General features: G+C 68.5%; 20 protein-coding genes and 1 tRNA gene. 8 read left to right on the forward strand and 13 right to left on the reverse strand.

Going from position 1 to position 17,283, the window contains the following annotated elements:
* Window positions 1-2 precede the first annotated feature (2 nt).
* The 3 genes from Q333_RS0108600 to lpdA all read left to right on the forward strand — a co-directional run bounded on the left by Q333_RS0108600 (window position 3) and on the right by lpdA (window position 2,977).
* On the forward strand, window positions 3-482 hold the full coding sequence (locus Q333_RS0108600) for a glutathione peroxidase (protein WP_029416342.1): 480 nt from the start codon (window positions 3-5) through the stop codon (window positions 480-482).
* 30 nt (window positions 483-512) lie between these two features.
* Window positions 513-1,472 carry a DUF3667 domain-containing protein gene (locus Q333_RS0108605; RefSeq protein ID WP_084175860.1) on the forward strand — a complete coding sequence of 320 codons (960 nt, stop codon included), beginning with the start codon at window positions 513-515 and terminating at the stop codon, window positions 1,470-1,472.
* A gap of 98 nt (window positions 1,473-1,570) precedes the next feature.
* Complete coding sequence (lpdA, locus tag Q333_RS0108610; RefSeq protein ID WP_029416344.1) at window positions 1,571-2,977, forward strand: dihydrolipoyl dehydrogenase; 1,407 nt, start codon at window positions 1,571-1,573, stop codon at window positions 2,975-2,977.
* 6 nt (window positions 2,978-2,983) lie between these two features.
* On the opposite strand, the gene Q333_RS0108615 is transcribed toward lpdA, so the two are convergent.
* From Q333_RS0108615 to Q333_RS0108645, 7 genes are read right to left on the reverse strand one after another with little or no spacing between them, the layout of a single operon-like run.
* Entirely contained in the window at window positions 2,984-3,166 is a 183-nt protein-coding gene (locus Q333_RS0108615) for a DUF3606 domain-containing protein (protein WP_029416345.1), read from the reverse strand.
* Window positions 3,167-3,225: 59 nt separating this feature from the next.
* Entirely contained in the window at window positions 3,226-3,654 is a 429-nt protein-coding gene (locus Q333_RS0108620; protein ID WP_029416346.1) for a GNAT family N-acetyltransferase, read from the reverse strand.
* Complete coding sequence (locus Q333_RS0108625) at window positions 3,651-4,463, reverse strand: MBL fold metallo-hydrolase (RefSeq protein WP_029416347.1); 813 nt, start codon at window positions 4,461-4,463, stop codon at window positions 3,651-3,653. Before Q333_RS0108625 ends, Q333_RS0108620 begins: the two co-directional genes overlap by 4 nt.
* Window positions 4,460-5,248, reverse strand: a complete 789-nt coding sequence (locus Q333_RS0108630; protein ID WP_029416348.1) for a TatD family hydrolase — start codon at window positions 5,246-5,248, stop codon at window positions 4,460-4,462. The genes Q333_RS0108625 and Q333_RS0108630 overlap by 4 nt, the downstream gene beginning before the upstream one ends.
* Window positions 5,248-6,225 carry a DNA polymerase III subunit delta' gene (locus tag Q333_RS0108635; RefSeq protein ID WP_029416349.1) on the reverse strand — a complete coding sequence of 326 codons (978 nt, stop codon included), beginning with the start codon at window positions 6,223-6,225 and terminating at the stop codon, window positions 5,248-5,250. Before Q333_RS0108635 ends, Q333_RS0108630 begins: the two co-directional genes overlap by 1 nt.
* A complete protein-coding gene (gene tmk, locus Q333_RS0108640) occupies window positions 6,222-6,845 on the reverse strand; it encodes a dTMP kinase (RefSeq protein WP_029416350.1) in 624 nt (207 codons plus the stop codon). The genes Q333_RS0108635 and tmk overlap by 4 nt, the downstream gene beginning before the upstream one ends.
* A gap of 60 nt (window positions 6,846-6,905) precedes the next feature.
* On the reverse strand, window positions 6,906-7,610 hold the full coding sequence (locus tag Q333_RS0108645) for a septal ring lytic transglycosylase RlpA family protein (protein WP_342667384.1): 705 nt from the start codon (window positions 7,608-7,610) through the stop codon (window positions 6,906-6,908).
* A gap of 183 nt (window positions 7,611-7,793) precedes the next feature.
* Between Q333_RS0108645 and Q333_RS0108650 the strand changes: the two genes are divergently transcribed.
* Window positions 7,794-7,883 (forward strand) — tRNA-Ser (locus tag Q333_RS0108650).
* Between the two features lie 65 nt (window positions 7,884-7,948).
* Here the strand turns inward: Q333_RS0108650 and Q333_RS0108655 are convergent.
* The 6 genes from Q333_RS0108655 to Q333_RS0108680 are packed head-to-tail and all read right to left on the reverse strand — an operon-like array spanning window position 7,949 to window position 13,333.
* Entirely contained in the window at window positions 7,949-8,890 is a 942-nt protein-coding gene (locus Q333_RS0108655) for a Gfo/Idh/MocA family oxidoreductase (protein WP_029416352.1), read from the reverse strand.
* Complete coding sequence (locus tag Q333_RS0108660) at window positions 8,887-9,765, reverse strand: class III extradiol dioxygenase subunit beta (protein WP_029416353.1); 879 nt, start codon at window positions 9,763-9,765, stop codon at window positions 8,887-8,889. The genes Q333_RS0108655 and Q333_RS0108660 overlap by 4 nt, the downstream gene beginning before the upstream one ends.
* Window positions 9,765-10,175: a protocatechuate 4,5-dioxygenase subunit alpha gene (ligA, locus tag Q333_RS0108665; RefSeq protein ID WP_029416354.1), complete on the reverse strand. Its 411-nt coding sequence runs from the start codon at window positions 10,173-10,175 to the stop codon at window positions 9,765-9,767. Before ligA ends, Q333_RS0108660 begins: the two co-directional genes overlap by 1 nt.
* A complete protein-coding gene (locus Q333_RS0108670; protein WP_029416355.1) occupies window positions 10,172-11,197 on the reverse strand; it encodes an amidohydrolase family protein in 1,026 nt (341 codons plus the stop codon). Before Q333_RS0108670 ends, ligA begins: the two co-directional genes overlap by 4 nt.
* Window positions 11,194-12,072, reverse strand: a complete 879-nt coding sequence (locus Q333_RS0108675) for an NAD(P)-dependent oxidoreductase (RefSeq protein WP_029416356.1) — start codon at window positions 12,070-12,072, stop codon at window positions 11,194-11,196. Before Q333_RS0108675 ends, Q333_RS0108670 begins: the two co-directional genes overlap by 4 nt.
* A 55-nt stretch (window positions 12,073-12,127) precedes the next feature.
* Window positions 12,128-13,333, reverse strand: a complete 1,206-nt coding sequence (locus tag Q333_RS0108680) for a LysR family transcriptional regulator (RefSeq protein WP_029416357.1) — start codon at window positions 13,331-13,333, stop codon at window positions 12,128-12,130.
* A 93-nt stretch (window positions 13,334-13,426) separates the two neighbouring features.
* On the opposite strand from Q333_RS0108680, the gene Q333_RS0108685 reads away from it, so the two are divergent.
* Genes Q333_RS0108685 through Q333_RS0108700 form a run of 4 tightly spaced genes read left to right on the forward strand, consistent with a single transcriptional unit; the run spans window position 13,427 to window position 17,157 of the window.
* Window positions 13,427-14,101, forward strand: coding sequence for a 4-carboxy-4-hydroxy-2-oxoadipate aldolase/oxaloacetate decarboxylase (locus tag Q333_RS0108685; RefSeq protein ID WP_029416358.1), 675 nt, complete (start codon window positions 13,427-13,429; stop codon window positions 14,099-14,101).
* Window positions 14,094-15,149 carry a 4-oxalomesaconate tautomerase gene (locus Q333_RS0108690; RefSeq protein WP_029416359.1) on the forward strand — a complete coding sequence of 352 codons (1,056 nt, stop codon included), beginning with the start codon at window positions 14,094-14,096 and terminating at the stop codon, window positions 15,147-15,149. Before Q333_RS0108685 ends, Q333_RS0108690 begins: the two co-directional genes overlap by 8 nt.
* Window positions 15,146-16,033 carry an amidohydrolase family protein gene (locus Q333_RS0108695; protein ID WP_029416360.1) on the forward strand — a complete coding sequence of 296 codons (888 nt, stop codon included), beginning with the start codon at window positions 15,146-15,148 and terminating at the stop codon, window positions 16,031-16,033. Before Q333_RS0108690 ends, Q333_RS0108695 begins: the two co-directional genes overlap by 4 nt.
* Window positions 16,024-17,157, forward strand: coding sequence for a cobalamin-independent methionine synthase II family protein (locus Q333_RS0108700; RefSeq protein ID WP_211249703.1), 1,134 nt, complete (start codon window positions 16,024-16,026; stop codon window positions 17,155-17,157). The genes Q333_RS0108695 and Q333_RS0108700 overlap by 10 nt, the downstream gene beginning before the upstream one ends.
* Window positions 17,158-17,283: the final 126 nt, after the last annotated feature.

Consider the following 17,283-nt stretch of genomic DNA (forward strand, 5'->3'; position numbering starts at 1 on the left):
TCATGACCTCGGTCTTCGACTTCACCGCGGCGGGCATCGACGGGACCGAGGTTCCGCTGGAGCAGTTTCGCGGTCAGGCGCTGTTGATCGTCAACACAGCCTCTCGCTGCGGCCACACCGGCCAGTACGCCGGGCTTGAGGCGCTGCATGAGAAGTATGCGGACAAGCCGTTCCAGGTGCTAGGCTTTCCCTGCAACCAGTTTGGCGCGCAGGAGCCGGGGAGGGCGGCGGAGATCGCCGCCTTCTGCTCTTCGACCTATGGGGTGAAGTTCCCGCTGTTCGACAAGATCGAGGTCAACGGCCCCGGCCGCCATCCGCTCTACGCCTGGCTGACCGAGCAGAAGAAGGGCTTCCTGGGCAGCCGCGATATCAAATGGAACTTCACCAAGTTCCTGACGGACCGCGAGGGCCGGGTGGTCGCCCGCTACGCCCCGCAGGTCGAGCCCGCCGCGCTTGAGCCGGACATCGAACGCCTTCTATAACAACGACCTGACTGTTCGCAGGGAGGGTGGATGAGCAGACCCGCCGAGCCCATCCCGGCCTGCGCTGCGTGTGGCGAGGAACTTCTCGGCCGTTTCTGTCACGCCTGCGGCCAGGACACGCGCATCCGGTCGAGGCCTCTGCGGGCCTTGCTGAGCGAAGCCTTCTCGGAATTTAGCTTGGTCGACGGCAAGCTCGCCCGCACCATCTCCGTCCTTGCCGTGCGTCCCGGGCACCTGTTGCAGGCCTATCGGGACGGCGCGAGCTCTCTCTATGTCACGCCTCTCAAACTGTTCGTGGCGTCCACGGCGCTGTTTCTGTCGGTGATGAACTTCAGCTCCACCACCCTCTACCAGTACACTTGGAAGGTGGATGAGCCCGGCCAACCGCTGACCGTCCTCTACGATCCCGACGACTATGACGTTCGCATCGACGGGGCGACCGAACAGGACCGCTGGCTGCAACCCCATGTCGAGCCTTCCATAGACCCCCAGGTCGCTGCGGCGCTGGAGGCGGCAGCGGCGGCGACCACAGATCCCCTCGAGCGCGAAGCCATCCGTTACGAGATCGTGGCGAACGCCGAGGAGGCGCGGATGACCGACCGGCTGTCGGCCTGGCTGCCCAACGTCCTGTGGCTGCTGCTGCCGCTCTACGCGCTCGGACTCGTGCCGCTGTTCGGGCGGTCGGGACTGCTTCTGGATCACATCGTCTTCGCCATGTGGGCACACGCCGTGGCCTTCCTGATGGCGATGGGCATGGCGGCTCTGAATGGCCGGGGGGCCAATCTGAACGGGGCGCTTTTGACCGTTCCCTATCTCGGCTACTTCACGATCGCGGCGGCCCACTACTACGCCATGCCGCTCTGGCAGGCCTTCTGGCGCGGGCTCGTCCATCTGGCCTGCTATGTCGGCCTGATCCTCATCCCGACGGCCTTCATCATCTACATGACCGTCATGGACTGGAACGCGTTCTGGACCTGGATGATGGCCTGAACGCCCGGTCACGGCTGGTTACCGGAAGCCGACGCGGCCTATGCGGCCGGGGAGGGGACCGCTAGAAGCCGCCAAAGACCTGAAGCATCGGAGACCCTATGGCCGACTCCTTCGACCTTATCGTGATTGGCTCGGGCCCCGGGGGCTATGTCGCCGCCATCCGCGCCAGCCAGCTGGGCCAGAAGGTCGCCATCGTCGAACGGGAGCTGCTGGGCGGCATCTGCCTGAACTGGGGCTGCATCCCCACCAAGGCGCTTTTGAAGTCTGGCGAGAAGTACGAGAGCCTGAGCCACCTCAAGGACTACGGCCTGTCGGCGGAGAAGGTCGGCTTCGATTTCGACGCCATCATCGCCCGCTCGCGAGGCGTGGCCAAACAGCTGAACTCCGGCGTCGGCTTCCTGATGAAGAAGCACAAGATCGAGGTCATCGAGGGCAGGGCGAAGCTGGAAAAGGGGCAGGGGGCTCCGAAGGTGGTCGTGGCCCTGAAGGCCGGCGGCTCGCGCACGGTGGAGGCCAAGGCTGTCATGCTGGCGGTCGGTGCCCGCGCCCGGGCGCTGCCGCAGATCGGGCTTGAGGCGGACAGCGACCGCATCTGGGCTTACCGCGAGGCCATGACGCCCAAGTTCCTGCCTAAATCGATCGTCGTCATCGGCTCGGGGGCCATCGGTATCGAGTTCGGGAGCTTCTATCGCGCGCTCGGCGTCGAGGTGACGGTCGTCGAGGCCCTGCCGCGCATTCTTCCCGTCGAGGATGAGGAAGTCTCCGCCGCCGCGCGGAAGTCCTTCGAAAAGCGCGGCATGAAGTTCCGCGTCGGGGCCAAGGTCACCAAGGTCGCCAAGAGCGCCAGCGGCGTCCAGGTCGCCATCGAGGCCGACGGCGAGGCCGAGACGCTGGCGGCCGACGTCTGTATCTCGGCCGTCGGCATCACCGCAAACACCGACGGCATCGGCCTGGAGGCGCTGGGCGTCGAGATGGACCGCGGCCACATCAAGATCGACGGCCACTGCCAGACCAATGTGAAGGGCCTCTACGCCATCGGCGACTGCGCCGGCGCGCCGTGGCTGGCGCACAAGGCGTCGCACGAAGGCATCCACGCTGCCGAACACATCGCTGGCTTCAAGACGCCGCACTTGAACAGCCCGATCGCCGGCTGCACCTATTCCCAGCCCCAGATCGCCTCTGTCGGGGTGACCGAGCAGGGGGCCAAGGAGGCGGGGATTGCGGTCAAGGTCGGCCGTTTCCCGTTCCGTGTGAACGGCAAGGCCATCGCGTCCGGCGACACCGACGGCTTCGTCAAGACGATCTTCGACGCCAAGACCGGCGCCCTGATCGGCGCCCACATGATCGGCGCCGAGGTCACCGAGATGGTCCAGGGCTACGTCACCGCCATCACGCTCGAGGCGACGGAGGAGGAGATGCACGGCATCGTCTATCCGCACCCGACCATGTCCGAGGCTATGCACGAGGCCTCGCTCGACGCCTGGCAGCGCGTGCTGCACATCTGAGGCACGTCAGCGCTTCTTGCCGAGCTCGGCCGCGATGTCCTTGGTCATGCGGCCGACCTTGCGGTGGGCGGCCATGATCTGGTCTCGTGTCACTCCCCAGCGCTTCATCCAGTACTCGACGGCCTGTCGCTCGGAGAGGTCGAGACGATCCTTGTCGATGAAGCCGCGCTTGTCCTTCAGGCCGGCCATGAGGGCGTCTCCGTTTATCGCCTAAGATATATTATGAGAAATAGACGACATGGGTCGGCTCATGTCCTGATACGGAAATGGTAGCCAAGCCGCTCGAATCCTTCGCGATCGTAGAAGCGATGGGCGTCAGTGCGCGCGAGCCCCGAGTCCAGATGCACCTCGCTTCGTCCCTCGGTCCTGGCGACCGCCTTCACAAGATCCACCAGCGCCTTGCCGACGCCCGTCGATCGCTCGGCGTCGCTGACGACCAGATCGTCGATCTGCAGGATCCGACCGCAGTACAGCAGCTCCATCGGCCGCACGCCCGCGACCCCGACCACGGCGCCGTCACGCATGGCCGCGAAAACTCTGAAGCCATCGGCGATGCGCATTCGCCGGACCATGGCGAGATAATCGGCCTCCCTCAGATGGGGCCTCAACTGCGCCATCACCGGCCAGGTCTGCGCCAGGCCGTCGTCGTCGATCTCTTCGATTTCCAAGGCGCTCATCCTGGCTCCAGAGCCAGCGTCGCCGACCAACCGTCATAAGCGACCTCGACTCCGGCCGGCGTCACGGCCGCCAGCGCGTTGTAGTCCAGATCGATGTGCAGATTGGTCAGCACGGCGCGTTCCACATCGGCCGCCGCGATCCAGGCCAGCGCCTGATCGACGTGGGCGTGGGTCGGATGCCGGGTCCAGCGCAAGGCGTCGATGATCCAGAGGGCCGAGCCCCGCACGGCCTCGATCGCCGTGTCATCCAGATCGGAGATGTCGCTGGAATAGCTCACTGGCCCCAGGCGATAGCCGACCGACCGGATCGGCCCGTGCGCCTGATCGAAGGTCACGACCGGGATGGCCCCGCCCGGACCTTCTACCGCCCACGCCACGCCATGTGGCGGCAGATCATGCGCCTCGACGATGGCCGGATAGCCTTCCTTGGACTCGAAGATGTAGTCGAAGCGCGTTGTAAGCGCTGACTTTGTCGCCTGGTCCATCCAGGCCGGGACGCGCTTTCGCCGACGCAAGGCGAACACCCGCAGATCGTCGATCCCGTGCGTCTGGTCGGCGTGATCGTGGGTATAGAGCACCGCGTCCACCCGGCTCGCCCCGGCCGCCAGCATCTGCTCGCGCAGGTCCGGCGAGGTGTCGATCAGGACCGCCGTCTCGCCGTCTGGGCCGCGCCGCCGGGCCAGCATGGAACAGCGGGTCCGCCGGTTCCTGGGCTCGGCCGGGTCGCAGACCCCCCAGTCGCCATCGCCGCGCGGCACCCCGCCCGACGAGCCGCAACCCAGGACAGTGACATCCAGCGCGTCGCTCACACGCCCTCCGGCCTCGGAATGCGATCGAACAGGGCGAAAAAGGCGTCTGTGGTCCGCGCCTCCGCCTCCTCGCGGCTCCAGCCCCGGATATCGGCCAGCGCCTGCAGCACATGGCCGATGTAGGCGGGCTCGTTTCGCCGACCCCGATGCGGCACGGGCGCCAGGTAGGGACAGTCCGTCTCGACGATGATCCGCTCGGCCGGCATGGCGCGGATGACGGCCCTCACATCCTCGGCCGCCTTGAAGGTGGCGATGCCTGAGACCGAGAACCACGCGCCCATTTCTCTTGCCTGTTCGGCCAGTTCCGCCCCGCTGGTGTAGCAGTGCATGAGGAACCGGAAGGGTCCGTCCGCCGCCTCCTCCCTCAGGATCGCTCCCATCCGGTCGTCGGCTTGGCGCGTATGGACCACTAGCGGCAGCCCCGTCCGGCGCGCGGCGGCGATGTGCGTGCGGAACACCGCCTCCTGCTGGTCGCGGGGGCTGAGGTCGTAGTGGAAATCGAGCCCGCACTCCCCGATGCCGACCACGCGTGGCCGCTCCGCCAGGTCGATCAGGACCTCAGGCGTCACATGAAGATGGTCCTTGGCCTCATGCGGATGGACCCCGACGGTGCACCAGATGTCCGGATGCGCCATGGCCAGCGAGTGCGTGGCCTCGAACGTCGACAGCTTGTCCGAAATCTCGACCATCATGCCGACACCCGCTTCACGCGCCCGGGCGATGACGGCGTCGCGGTCCTCGTCGAACTGCGGCGCGTGCAGGTTCACATGGCTGTCGATGAGCATCAGGCGGCCCTGTCGCGCGTTCGCTTCAGGTCCGCAAGCGCGGCCGCCAGAAGGTCGGCGCGATCGAGGTTAACCGCCGCCGCCCGTTCCGGCAGGTCGGTCAGACGCCCCCACAGCTCGGACCACGCCTCCCCCCTGCCCTCGGCCGCCAGCGCCCGATCCCGCACGGCCGCGGCGAGCCGCTCCATCAGGGCCTCGAACCGCGCCTGCCCCTCCGCGCCCCGGAAGCCGTCGGCGACAGACAGCGCCTCGGCGGCGTCGATCTGGCCCTCATCCACCCATCGCCGGGCGAGCGCGTCCAGCGCCAGACTGGTGCTCGACGCCAGCGCCAGCGCCGCCCCCGGCGATCCCCGCGCCATGTCCGCGATCCGGTCGGCTTCGGCTGTGTCCAGTTCGGTCTGGCGCTCGACCAGCCGGGCGATGTCCGAGCGCTCCATCGCCGGAAAGGTCAGCCGCCGGCACCGAGACCGGATCGTTGCCAGCAATCGGCCGGGCGCATGGGTCACCAGAAACAGCACGCCACGCTCGGGCGGTTCCTCAAGAACCTTCAGCAAGGCGTTGGCGGCGTTGACGTTCAGATCGTCAGCCGCGTCGATGATGGCCACCCGATAGGGCGCCTGCGACGGGCTCTTGGCGAAGAACTCCGGCAGGTCGCGGGCCTGATCCACCGAGATCGACTTCTTGGTCTTGCCGCCCTCGACCAGCCGCTCCAGCACCAGCAGATCGGGATGAGATTGCGCGGAGATCAGCTGGCTGACCGGATCGCCCGGCGCCGCCCCGAGGGGCCCCCGTGGGGCGTCGTGCCGTGCCCCCAGTAGGGTCCGCGCCGCGCGATAGGCGAACGTCGCTTTGCCGATCCCCTCCGGCCCGCACAACAGCCAGGCATGGTGCAGCCGCCCCCGCTCGCGCGCGTCGACGAAGGCCCGCTCTGCGGCCTCCGATGGGACGAGGTCGAACCGGTCGCGCGGATGGCTCACAGCAGAGGCTCCAAAGCCGCCCACACCCGCTCGGCGACGGCGTCGGGATCACCACTGGCGTCGATCAGGCGGCAACGATCCGGGTTGGCCTCGACAACCGCGCGGAAGCCGTCCCGCAGCCGGGCGTGGAAGGTCGCGCCTTTCGATTCGAACCGCGTCTCGGCCGCGCCACGTCCCAAGGCCCGCTCCAGCCCGACCTCGAACGGCAGGTCGAACACCAGCGTCAGGTCCGGCTGACGCTCGCCGACCACCCCGCGTTCCAGCGCCGCGACGAGTTCCAGGTCCGCCCCGCCCGCCAGACCCTGATAGACCCGGCTGGAGTCGGCGAAACGATCGCAGACGACCCAACGCCCGGCCTCGAGCGCCGGAGCGATCGTCCGCTCCAGATGATCCGACCGCGCGGCGTACATGAGCAGCAGTTCCGTCCGGGCCGACCATCGCTCCGCCGTGCCCGATACGACCAGCGCCCGGATGTCCTCGGCGCCCGGCGATCCCCCCGGCTCGCGCGTCCGCAGGACGTCGAGACCACGCGCCGCCAGCCGCTCGACCAGCCGCGCCGCCTGGGTGGACTTGCCGGTCCCCTCCCCGCCTTCGAATGTGATGAACCTGCCACGAGTCACGCCGGCACAATGGCGGGGCGCGGCGACGGGGCCAAGGCCGCGCCGCCCGGAAAGTGGGGATCAGCCCGACGGAATCAGCTGAGCCGAGGAAAAGCCCCGCGCGATCGTGTCCTGCCGCACCCGCTCGGCGGCGTTGGCGTCGGGCCACGGCCCGGTGATGACGCGGAACATGGCCCCGTTGGTCGCGGCCTGAACCTGGGCGGGGCCGCCCATTCGCTCTGCCGTCGCCCGCGCTGCCTGAGCGTCGGGAAACGCCGCCACCTCGACCCAGTAGGTCTGACGCGGTTCCGACACCGGAGCGGCAGGCCCCGCCACGGGCGCAGGCGCCTCGGCGACCTGCAACCGCTGCCCGCCGCCCAGTCGCGGCGCCCGACCCAGATAGCGCACCCGGACCTCGCCGACGCCCCGCCCCAGCATGTCCAGCGCCTCGGCCGCCCCCCGCGACAGGTCGATGATCCTCCCGTCGACGAAGGGCCCCCGGTCATTGACCCGGAGCACAACGCGCCGCCCGTTGGCGAGGTTGGTCACCTCCACCAGCCCCGGCAGCGGCAACGTCTTGTGGGCCGCTGTCAGGGCGTGCATGTCGAACCGTTCGCCGGTCGCAGTGGGTCGCCCGTGGAACTGGTCGCCGTACCAGGACGCCAGCCCGGTCTCGTCGTAGCTCGGCTGCTCCTCGGGCCGATACCACCGCCCCCGGATCTGATAGGGCCGCATGGTCCCGGAGACGATCGGCGCCGGATCGGTGACTTCGGGGATCGCCGCCATGTCGACGCGGCGCGCGACGGATGGCGCCGTGGCACAAGCCGCTGCGCCCGCGACCAGGCCGGCGACTGCTGCGGCTCTGGCCGTGCGTCTGAAAAAAGTCGGCTGCAAAACCATGCCGACAGGATCGTCGCCGCGATTTCCCTTTTGGTTAACGCCGCGTCCGCTGCTATCCCGTGCTCCGCCGGACAGGTGGCCGAGTGGTTTAAGGCAGCGGTCTTGAAAACCGCCGTAGGTGGAAGCCTACCGTGGGTTCGAATCCCACCCTGTCCGCCACGCTCCCCGATTGAACGATCGCCGCGCGCCATTGGCTCTGGTGGATGTTCCGGACCGATGGATCTTCAGGTCGTCAACTGGGCTTCCAGGGCTCCAAGCACCCGATAGCAGGGCAGCACCTGTGCGACGCTCGCGCGGGGTTCGCGGCCTTCGCGGATGGCGGCCACGAACTCGCGGTCCTGAAGCTCGATGCCGTTGGACGACACCGCCACGCCCGTCAGATCGACCAGCTCCTCTCGCCCCGTGACCAGGTCGTCGTAGCGGGCGATGAAGGTGCCGTTGTCGCAGATGTAGCGGAAGAAGGTTCCCAGCGGCCCGTCGTTGTTGAAGCTGAGCGACAGGGTGCAGATCGCGTCGCTCTCGGCCTTCAGCTGGATCGACATGTCCATGCCGATGCCCAGCTCCGGATGGGTCGGGCCCTGCATGGCGTGGGCCTCCACGATCGGCCCGGCCTGCCAGGCGAACAGATCGACCGTATGCGCCGCATGGTGCCACAGCAGGTGGTCGGTCCAGCTGCGCGGCTCGCCCTTGGCGTTGATATTGGTGCGGCGGAAGAAATAGGTCTGAACATCCATCTGCTGGACCGAAAGCGCGCCGGACCGGATGCGGTTATGGATGTACTGATGGCTGGGGTTGAAGCGCCGGGTGTGGCCGACCATGGCGACCAGGCCGGTCTCGCGCTGCTTGTCGTCCACGGCCTCGGCGTCAGCCAGGCTGTCGGCGAGCGGGATCTCGACCTGCACATGCTTGCCCGCGTTCATGCACGCGATGGCCTGGGAGGCATGCAGCTGCGTCGGCGTGGCCAGGATGACGGCGTCGATCTCGGGCCGGGCCAGCGCGTCGTCCAGCTCGGTCGTGACGTGGCCGATGCCGTACTTCGCGGCGACCTTCTGGGTGGCCTCCAGCGTGCGGCCGATCAGGCTGACGACCTCGACGCCCTCGATGCGGGCCAGCGCGTCCAGATGCTTTTCGCCGAAGGCCCCGGCGCCGGCGAGGGCGATCTTCATGCGGCGGCTCCGACGTCGTTGGCGGCGCTCGCCTCGTCGACCGGACGCAGCACGATATGACCCACGGCGGTGTTGGACGCCGGGACGTGATAGTGGCGGTGCAGCTGCTCGGTCGTCTTGCCCATGGCCCCGCGCATGATGAGCCACATGACCATCTCGATGCCCTCCGAGCCCGTCTCGCGCAGATATTCGATGTGCGGGATGTGACGCAGCGCGTCGGTCGAGCCCGACAACTGGTCCAGGAAGCGGTTGTCCCACTCCTTGTTGATCAGGCCCGCGCGCGGACCTTGCAGCTGGTGGCTCATGCCGCCCGTGCCCCAGACCTGGACGTTCAGGTCCTCGGGATAGCTCTCGACGGCCCGGCGGATCGCCTCGCCCAGCGCCCAGCAGCGGTTGCCCGACGGCGGCGGATAGGTGACGACGTTCACCGCGAGAGGGATGACCTTGCATGGCCATTTGTCGACCTTGCCGAACATCATCGACAGCGGGACTGTCAGGCCGTGGTCGACCTCCATCTCATTGATGATGGTCATGTCGAACTCGTCCAGGATGCAGCTCTGGGCGATGTGCCAGGCCAGGTCCGGATGACCCTCCACGACCGGCACCTGGCGCGGGCCCCAGCCCTCGTCGGCGGGAGTGAAGCTCTCCGCGCAGCCGATGGCGAAGGTCGGGATGAACTTCATGTCGAACGCCGTCGCATGGTCGTTATAGACCAGGATGACCACGTCGGGCTCTTCGGCCTTTTCCCACTCGCGGGTCCAGTCAAAGCCGGTGAAGGCGGGCTTCCAGTAGGCTTCCTCAGTCTTTTCGAAATCGACCGCGACGCCCAGCGCCGGGATGTGGCTGCAGGCCACGCCTGCGGTGATGCGGGCCATCAATACTTCTCCTTGATCGAGCGGACGCCGACGGGCGAGCGGCCGCCGGCGATCATCATGGCGGTGTAGTCCTCGAAGCTCATGTCGGTCATGGTCGACACGGCCTGGGCGAAGCTCTTGCCGTCCGTCGAGAACAGCTTGGCCAGGAAGTAGATGTTTCCGCCCAGCTCCAGGCAGCGGTTGAAGTCGCGGTCCAGCACCGCCTGCTTCTGCTCTTCCGTCATGGGCCAGCGGTCCAGATAGGCCCGCTCGTTGGCCTTGAAGGTCTCGCGGTTCTCGGCCTTCATCAGGCTCATCGCGAACTGGTTCAGGTGATAGCCCTGACGCGCGCGGGCGGCGGTGAAGACCCGGGTGCCGGGGATGTCCTCGAACTCGGCCAGATAGGCGTGGATGTCGCGGGGCGTGGTCATAGCCCTCTCTCCTTCAGCTTGGCGTCGAGGCGGGGGAAGACGCGGCGCGCATTGCCCTCGAAGATGGCGTGGCGCTGCTCGGCCGTGATCGGAGCGGCGTCGATGTAGCGCTTGGTGTCGTCGAAGTAGTGGCCGGTCTGCGGATCGATGCCGCGCACCGCCCCGACCATCTCCGATCCGAACAGGATGTTGGGCGTCTCGATCACGGTCGTCAGCAGGTCGACGCCCGGCTGGTGGTAGACGCAGGTGTCGAAGAAGACGTTGTCCATCAGGTGCTGATCCAGCGGCGGCTGCTTCAGCATGTCGGCCAGCCCGCGATACCGCCCCCAATGATAGGGCACGGCCCCTCCCCCGTGCGGGATGATGAGGCGCAGCGTCGGGAAGTCCTTGAACAGGTCGCCCTGGATCAGCTGCATGAAGGCGATGGTGTCGGCAACGATGTAGAAGGCGCCCGTCGCATGCAGGCCCGGATTGCACGATCCCGAGACGTGGATCATGGCGGGCACGTCCAGCTCCACCATCGCCTCATAGAAGGGATACCAGAACCGGTCGGTCAGAGGCGGCGCGGTGAAGTGGCCGCCGCCGGGATCGGGGTTCAGGTTGCAGCCGATGAAGCCCAGTTCCGTCACGCAGCGGCGCAGTTCGGCGATGGAGCCCGTCAGGTCGGCCTTGGGGCTCTGGGGCAGCATGCAGACGCCGGCGAAGGTCTCGGGATACAGACCGCAGACCCGGGCGATCAGGTCGTTGGACGCCCGCGCCCAGGCGGTCGAGACCGCCTCGTCGCCGACGTGGTGGGCCATGGTCGAGGCGCGCGGGCTGAAGATCGTCATGTCCGCGCCGCGCTCCTTCAAGAGGCGCAGCTGGTTGGCCTCGATCGTCTCGCGGATCTCGTCGTCGGTGATGTGCGGATAGGGCGGCGGGGCCTCGCCCGCCTTGAAGGCGGCCTTCTGGGCGTCGCGCCAGGCGTCGTGCTGCGGCGGGGCGGTGGTGTAGTGGCCGTGGCAGTCGATGATCAGGCTCATGCGGCGACCTCCCGCTCGGGCGCATCGGCCAGCAGGGCCAGCTTGGCCTCCAGGCCGTCCGGCGAGCCGAGGCCTCGCCCGCCGATCTGGCGCTGGATGGCGATGGTGCCGCGCGTCATGCGGGGTTCGACGCCGAGCCGTTCCAGCGTGCGAGCGGATTCCTGCATTTCGGCGGCACGGCGCAGACCGTGGATCAGAATGCGGTCGAGGTTATAGTCGAACCGCCCTCGCCAGTCGGCGCCCGGCGAAGTGGCGTCCAGCGAGGCGATGACGGCATCGGTCACGCCGGCCCGATCGGCCGCGAGAATGCACTCGGCGGACAGGGCCTCGATCCCCTTGACCATCACCGAGCGGATCATCTTCACCGCCGCCGCCGCCCCGACCGGGCCGTCCAGCATCTGGATGTTGACGAAGCCGAGCGCGGTCAGAGCGTGCACCGCATCGGCCGCGTGCGGACCGGAGATCAGCAGGGGCACAGCGCGGCGCTTGGGGTGGACCGGGGCCATAACGGCGACATCGACATAGTGACCGCCCACCACCTCGACGGCCTCGGCCGCCGCGCGCTTCGTCTCGGGCGCGACGCTGTTCATGTCGCAGTAGAGCGCGCCGGGCGTGAGGACGGCGGCGGCGGCGCGGGCGGCAGGGAGCGCCTGGTCGGCCGTCACCAGCGACAGGATCAGGGGCGAGTCGGACAGTGCGTGCAGAAGCGTCGAAGCGCCGAGGACGCCGAACTGCTCATAGTCCGCCAGCTTGCCCGCACGGGTCCCGGCCGCCTCGGTCTTGTGGTCATAGGCACGGGCGGACACGCCGCTCCAGCCCTCGGCGAAGGCCGAGGCCGCTTCCCCGAAGCCGATGAAGGCGAGGCGCTGCGTCATGGGCCGGACCTATCGCGGCGAGCCCCCCGATCGGCAAATCACTATGGGTCGAGGGCTATTCATTTTCCTGAATGGAAGCACCCGCCTGTTCGAGCCGCGCGAGGAACCGGGCCTGCGTCGGCGTCGGCCGCCAGTCCGCCCGCGTGGTCAGGCCGATGGTCCGGCTGGTCTGGCTGAGCGGTGGGCCGATCGGGGTCAGAACACCCGCCTCGATCTCCAGCGCCACCTGATCGCGCGACAGCAGGGTCAGCAGGTCGCTCTGCCGCAGTATGCCCCGGATGGCTGTCACCGAGCCGCATTCCACCGGCGCGGCGGGTGTCGGACCGTCGGCGAACAAGGCCTGCCAGAGCAGACGCAACGGCGAACCCGGTCGTCCGATCACCCAGGGATAGGCCGCCAAGGCCTGCCGGCTGGGTTTCGCCACCCCCGTCAGCGGGTGGCCCTTTCGGCCCACGACCATCAGCCGGTCTTCCAGCAACGGTCGCTGGACAAGGTCGGCGGGAACCTCGTCACGCAGGGCCCCGACCATGACGTCGATGACGCCGTCGCGCAGGGGCTCGACCAGTTCGCGCCAGGCCCCGTCGACGATGTCGACCACGAAGCCCGGCTCCTCGGCCACCATCCCGGCGACCGCGCGCGGCAGAAGCACGGCGCGGGACAGGGGCATGGCACCCACCGTGATGCGATTGAGGTCGCCGCCCGCGCCAGGCCGCAGTTCGGCCAGGGCCGAGGCGATCTCGGACCGCGCCAGCCGCGCGCCCCGCGCCAGCCGCCGCCCCGCGCGGGTCAGGATGACACCGCGTCCCTGGCGCTCCACGATCGGCACGGCGCAGATCTGCTCCAGGTCACGCACCGCCGCGTGCAGGCCCGGTTGAGAGAGTCCGGTCGCCCGCGCCGCCGCCGTGAACGAACCCGCGTCCGCCAGCGCCAGAAACGATCGGAGCTGTGTCGCCGTGACCAGCCGCTCGGGTCGGGCGAAGCCGCTGCGCCCCGCCTGACGCGCGGCCTCGGCGATGTGGTGGAAGGCACGGTCCGCCCGCTCAGCCAATCCTCGCCCCGCCTGGGTTGGTCGCACACCGTCCGGCTGGCGGGTCAGCAGACGCACGTCCAGCGCCCGCTCCAGCTTGGCCAGACCCTGCGTCAAGGCCGGCTGGGACAAGCCGACCGTCTCCGCCGCCCGGCTCATGCTGCCCCGCGCGATCACCACCGACAGGGCGCGAAGGTGGCGCAGGTTCAGATCGAACGGCGACAGGTCGCTCATGACCTATCGTAAAAACTTATCGGCCCGGCGCAAATGCGAATTCCCCGTCCCCTCCCCCGTCGTCATGAGCGGATCTAGCAAAGGGAGGCATCAATGGCGGGTCGGGTTGTGACCAACGTCGCGCGCGTGGACGCCGCCGTGATCGACGGCCTCGCACGTCTCGGCGTCGCCACGGTGCACGAAGCCCAGGGCCGCATCGGCCTGCTCGCCCCCCAGCTGCGGCCGATCTATCCCGGCGCGCGGATCGCCGGATCGGCGGTGACCATCTCGGCCCCGCCCGGCGACAACTGGATGCTGCACGTCGCCATCGAGCAGCTTCACCCCGGCGACATCCTGGTGCTGGCCCCCACCTCGCCCTGTTCGGACGGGTACTTCGGCGATCTGCTGGCGACATCGGCGCAGGCGCGGGGGTGCCGGGGGCTGGTCATCGACGCGGGCGTGCGCGACGTGCGCGACCTGACCGAGATGGGCTTTCCGGTCTGGTCGAAGGCGGTATTCGCGCAAGGCACCGTCAAGGCGACGCTGGGCGACGTGAACGTGCCCATCGTATGCGCCGGGGCGGCAATCGAGGCGGGCGGCGTGATCGTGGCCGACGACGACGGAGTCTGCGTGGTGCGCCGGGCGGACGCGGCCTCGGTGCTGGAGAAGGGCCTGGCGCGGGAGGCCAACGAGGCGGCCAAGCGCGAGCGGCTGGCGGCGGGCGAGCTCGGCCTCGACATCTACGACATGCGCGGAAAGCTGGAGGCGATGGGCCTGCGCTATGAGTGAGGGCGTCCGCTGCATGTGGATGCGGGGCGGGACGTCCAAGGGCGCCTTCTTCCTGGCCGAGGACCTGCCCGCCGACACCGCCGCGCGCGACGCCTTTTTTCTGCGCGTCATGGGCTCGCCCGATCCGCGCCAGATCGACGGCATGGGCGGGGCCGACCCCCTGACGTCCAAGGTCGCGGTGGTGTCGCGTTCGACCCGCGACGGCGCGGACGTCGACTATCTGTTCCTTCAGGTCTTCGTGGATCAGGCCATCGTCACCGACGCCCAGAACTGCGGAAACATGCTGGCGGGCGTTGGGCCCTTCGCCATTGAGCGCGGCTTGGTCGCGGCGAAAGAAAGCGAGACGCCGGTCTCCATCTTCATGGTCAACACCGGCCAGACAGCGGTCGCCACCGTCGCCACGCCGGGCGGGCGGGTCACCTACGACGGTGCGGCCCGGATCGACGGCGTGCCGGGAACGGCTGCGCCTGTGCCGCTGGAGTTTCGCGACACGGCCGGTTCGTCGTGCGGCGCGCTGCTGCCAACCGGGAATGCGGTGGACGCCATCGACGGCGTAGCCTGCACCCTGATCGACAACGGCATGCCCTGCGTGGTCATGCGCGCCGACGCGGTTGGCGCCACAGGCTACGAGGATCGCGAGACGCTGGACGCCTTCGACGCCGTCAAGGCGAGCATCGAGGCCATCCGCCTGAAGGCCGGGCCGATGATGAAACTCGGCGACGTCGCCGACCTGTCCGTGCCGAAGATGATGCTCGTCGCCCCGCCCCGGAACGGTGGCGCGGTCACGGTCCGCAGCTTCATACCCAAGCGGGCGCACGCCAGCGTCGGCGTGCTCGGCGCCGTCAGCGTGGCCACCGCCTGCCTGTTGAAAGGCTCGCCGGCTGCTGAGGTGGCCGAGGTTCCCGACGGTCGCCGCAAGACCCTCTCGGTCGAGCACCCCACCGGCGAGATGACCTGCGTGCTCGAGACCGACGACGCGGGCGCGGTCGTCTCCGCGGCCCTGCTCCGCACGGCGCGCAAGCTGATGGACGGAGTGGTCTTCGGATGAGCACGGACGCCGAAGGCCGGGTTCGAAGCTGGACGCTGGAACCCTCGATCCCGAGGTTCCGCCCGCCGCCCGGGGCGGTGGACGCCCACTGCCACGTCTTCGGTCCCGCCGACCGCTTCCCGTTCAGCCTCAAGGCCAAGTATCACCCGCACGACGCCGGCCCTGACGCCCTGTTTGCGCTTCGCGATCATCTCGGTCTGAGCCGCAACGTCATCGTCCAGGCCAGCTGCCACGGCACGGACAATGCGGCGACGCTGAACGCCATCGCGGCCTCCGGTGGACTGGCCCGCGGCGTCGCCGTGGTCGATCCGGCGATCTCGGACGAAGACCTCCAGGCGCTACACGACGGCGGCATCCGGGGCGTGCGCTTCAACTTCCTGAAGCGGCTGGTGGACGACGCGCCCAAGGATCGGTTCCTGGAGGTCGCGGGCCGCCTGCCCGCAGGGTGGCACGTCGTCGTCTATTTTGAGGCCGACATCCTGCAGGAGCTTCGCCCCTTCCTCGACGCCCTGCCCGTCCCGGTCGTCATCGATCACATGGGCCGGCCCGACGTGACCCAGGGACCGGACGGCCCCGACATGTGCGCCTTCCGCGCCCTGCTCGACAGCCGGCCCGACATCCACTTCAAGGCCACCTGCCCCGACCGCCTGTCCGAGGCCCCGCCGTGGGACGACTTCGCCCGGGCCGTGCGGCCGCTGGTGGAGACCTATACCGACCGCTGCCTGTGGGGCACGGATTGGCCCCACCCGAACATGGAAAGCCGCATCCCCGACGACGGGGCCCTGGTCGACATGATCCCCCGCATCGCGCAGACGCCCGAGCTTCAGCGGAAGCTGCTGATCGACAACCCCATGCGCCTCTACTGGAGCGAGGAATGCCCGTGAGCATCGCCACCACCCACGTCGGCAGCCTGCCGCGCGGCCCCGAGCTGACGCCGCTGCTGCTGGCCCGCGACCACGGCGAGCCCTACGACGCCGAGGCTTTCGACCGCGTGGTTCAGACGGCCGTCGACGAGGCCGTGAAGAAGCAGGTCGAGGCCGGCGTCACCGTCATCAGCGACGGCGAGCTCGGGAAGGTCGGCTATTCGACCTATATCATCGAGCGCCTGTCGGGCTTCGGCGGCCACAGCCCCCGGAAGCCCGCGCTCGACCTCGCCCCCCTGCCCGAGTTCCGCGAGAAGCTGGCCGGCATCATGGGGGCCCAGGAGTTCACCCGCGCCTCCTGCATCGGCGAGGTCAAGCTGGTGAACCTGCAGCCGCTGCACGACGACACCCGGCGCTTCCGCTCGGCGCTGGACCGCCATGGCCAGGGCGTCCGCGCCTTCATGAACGCCGCCTCGCCCGGCCTGATCACGGCGTTCCAGCCGAACGCCTTCTATCCGAGCCATGAGGCCTATCTGGCCGACCTGTCGGACGCCATGCGGCCCGAGTACGAGGCCATCGTCGACGCCGGTTTCGAGCTGCAGCTCGACTGCCCCGACCTCGCGATGTCCCGCCACACCGGCTACCAGGACATGGACGAGGCGGCGTTCCTCAAGACCATCGAGGCCAACGTCGAGGCCCTGAACGCCGCGACCGCCAACATCGCGCCCGAGCGGATGCGCATGCACATCTGCTGGGGCAACTACGAAGGGCCGCACGATCACGACATCCCGCTGGAGCGGATCATGTCGATCATCCTGAAGGCCCGGCCATCGACCATCCTGTTCGAGGCGGCCAACCCGCGACACGAGCACGAGTGGATCGTCTGGCGCGACGCTGAACTGCCGGACGACAAGATCCTGGCCCCCGGCCTGATCGACACCTGTTCCAACTATCTGGAGCACCCGGAGCTGATCGCCCAGCGGATCGAGCGATTCGCCCGGATCGTGGGCGCAGAGCGCGTCCTGGCCAGCACCGATTGCGGCTTCGGCACCTTCGCCGGCTACGGCAAGATCGATCCCGCCGTGACCTGGATGAAGCTCGCCGCCCTGCGTGAAGGCGCGGATCGGGCTGCGACACGGCTGTAGCTTGCCAGCGACCACACGCTGGTATACTTCACGTTCCTGAACTTTTCACATATAAGAAAAAGACAGGCAGGCGACTGGGTCCGGACATGGAGGTCCGGCGGGTTCGAGTAGCAGCCCGGAGAGGCT

This window comes from Brevundimonas bacteroides DSM 4726, from assembly GCF_000701445.1.
Lineage (GTDB): Bacteria > Pseudomonadota > Alphaproteobacteria > Caulobacterales > Caulobacteraceae > Brevundimonas > Brevundimonas bacteroides.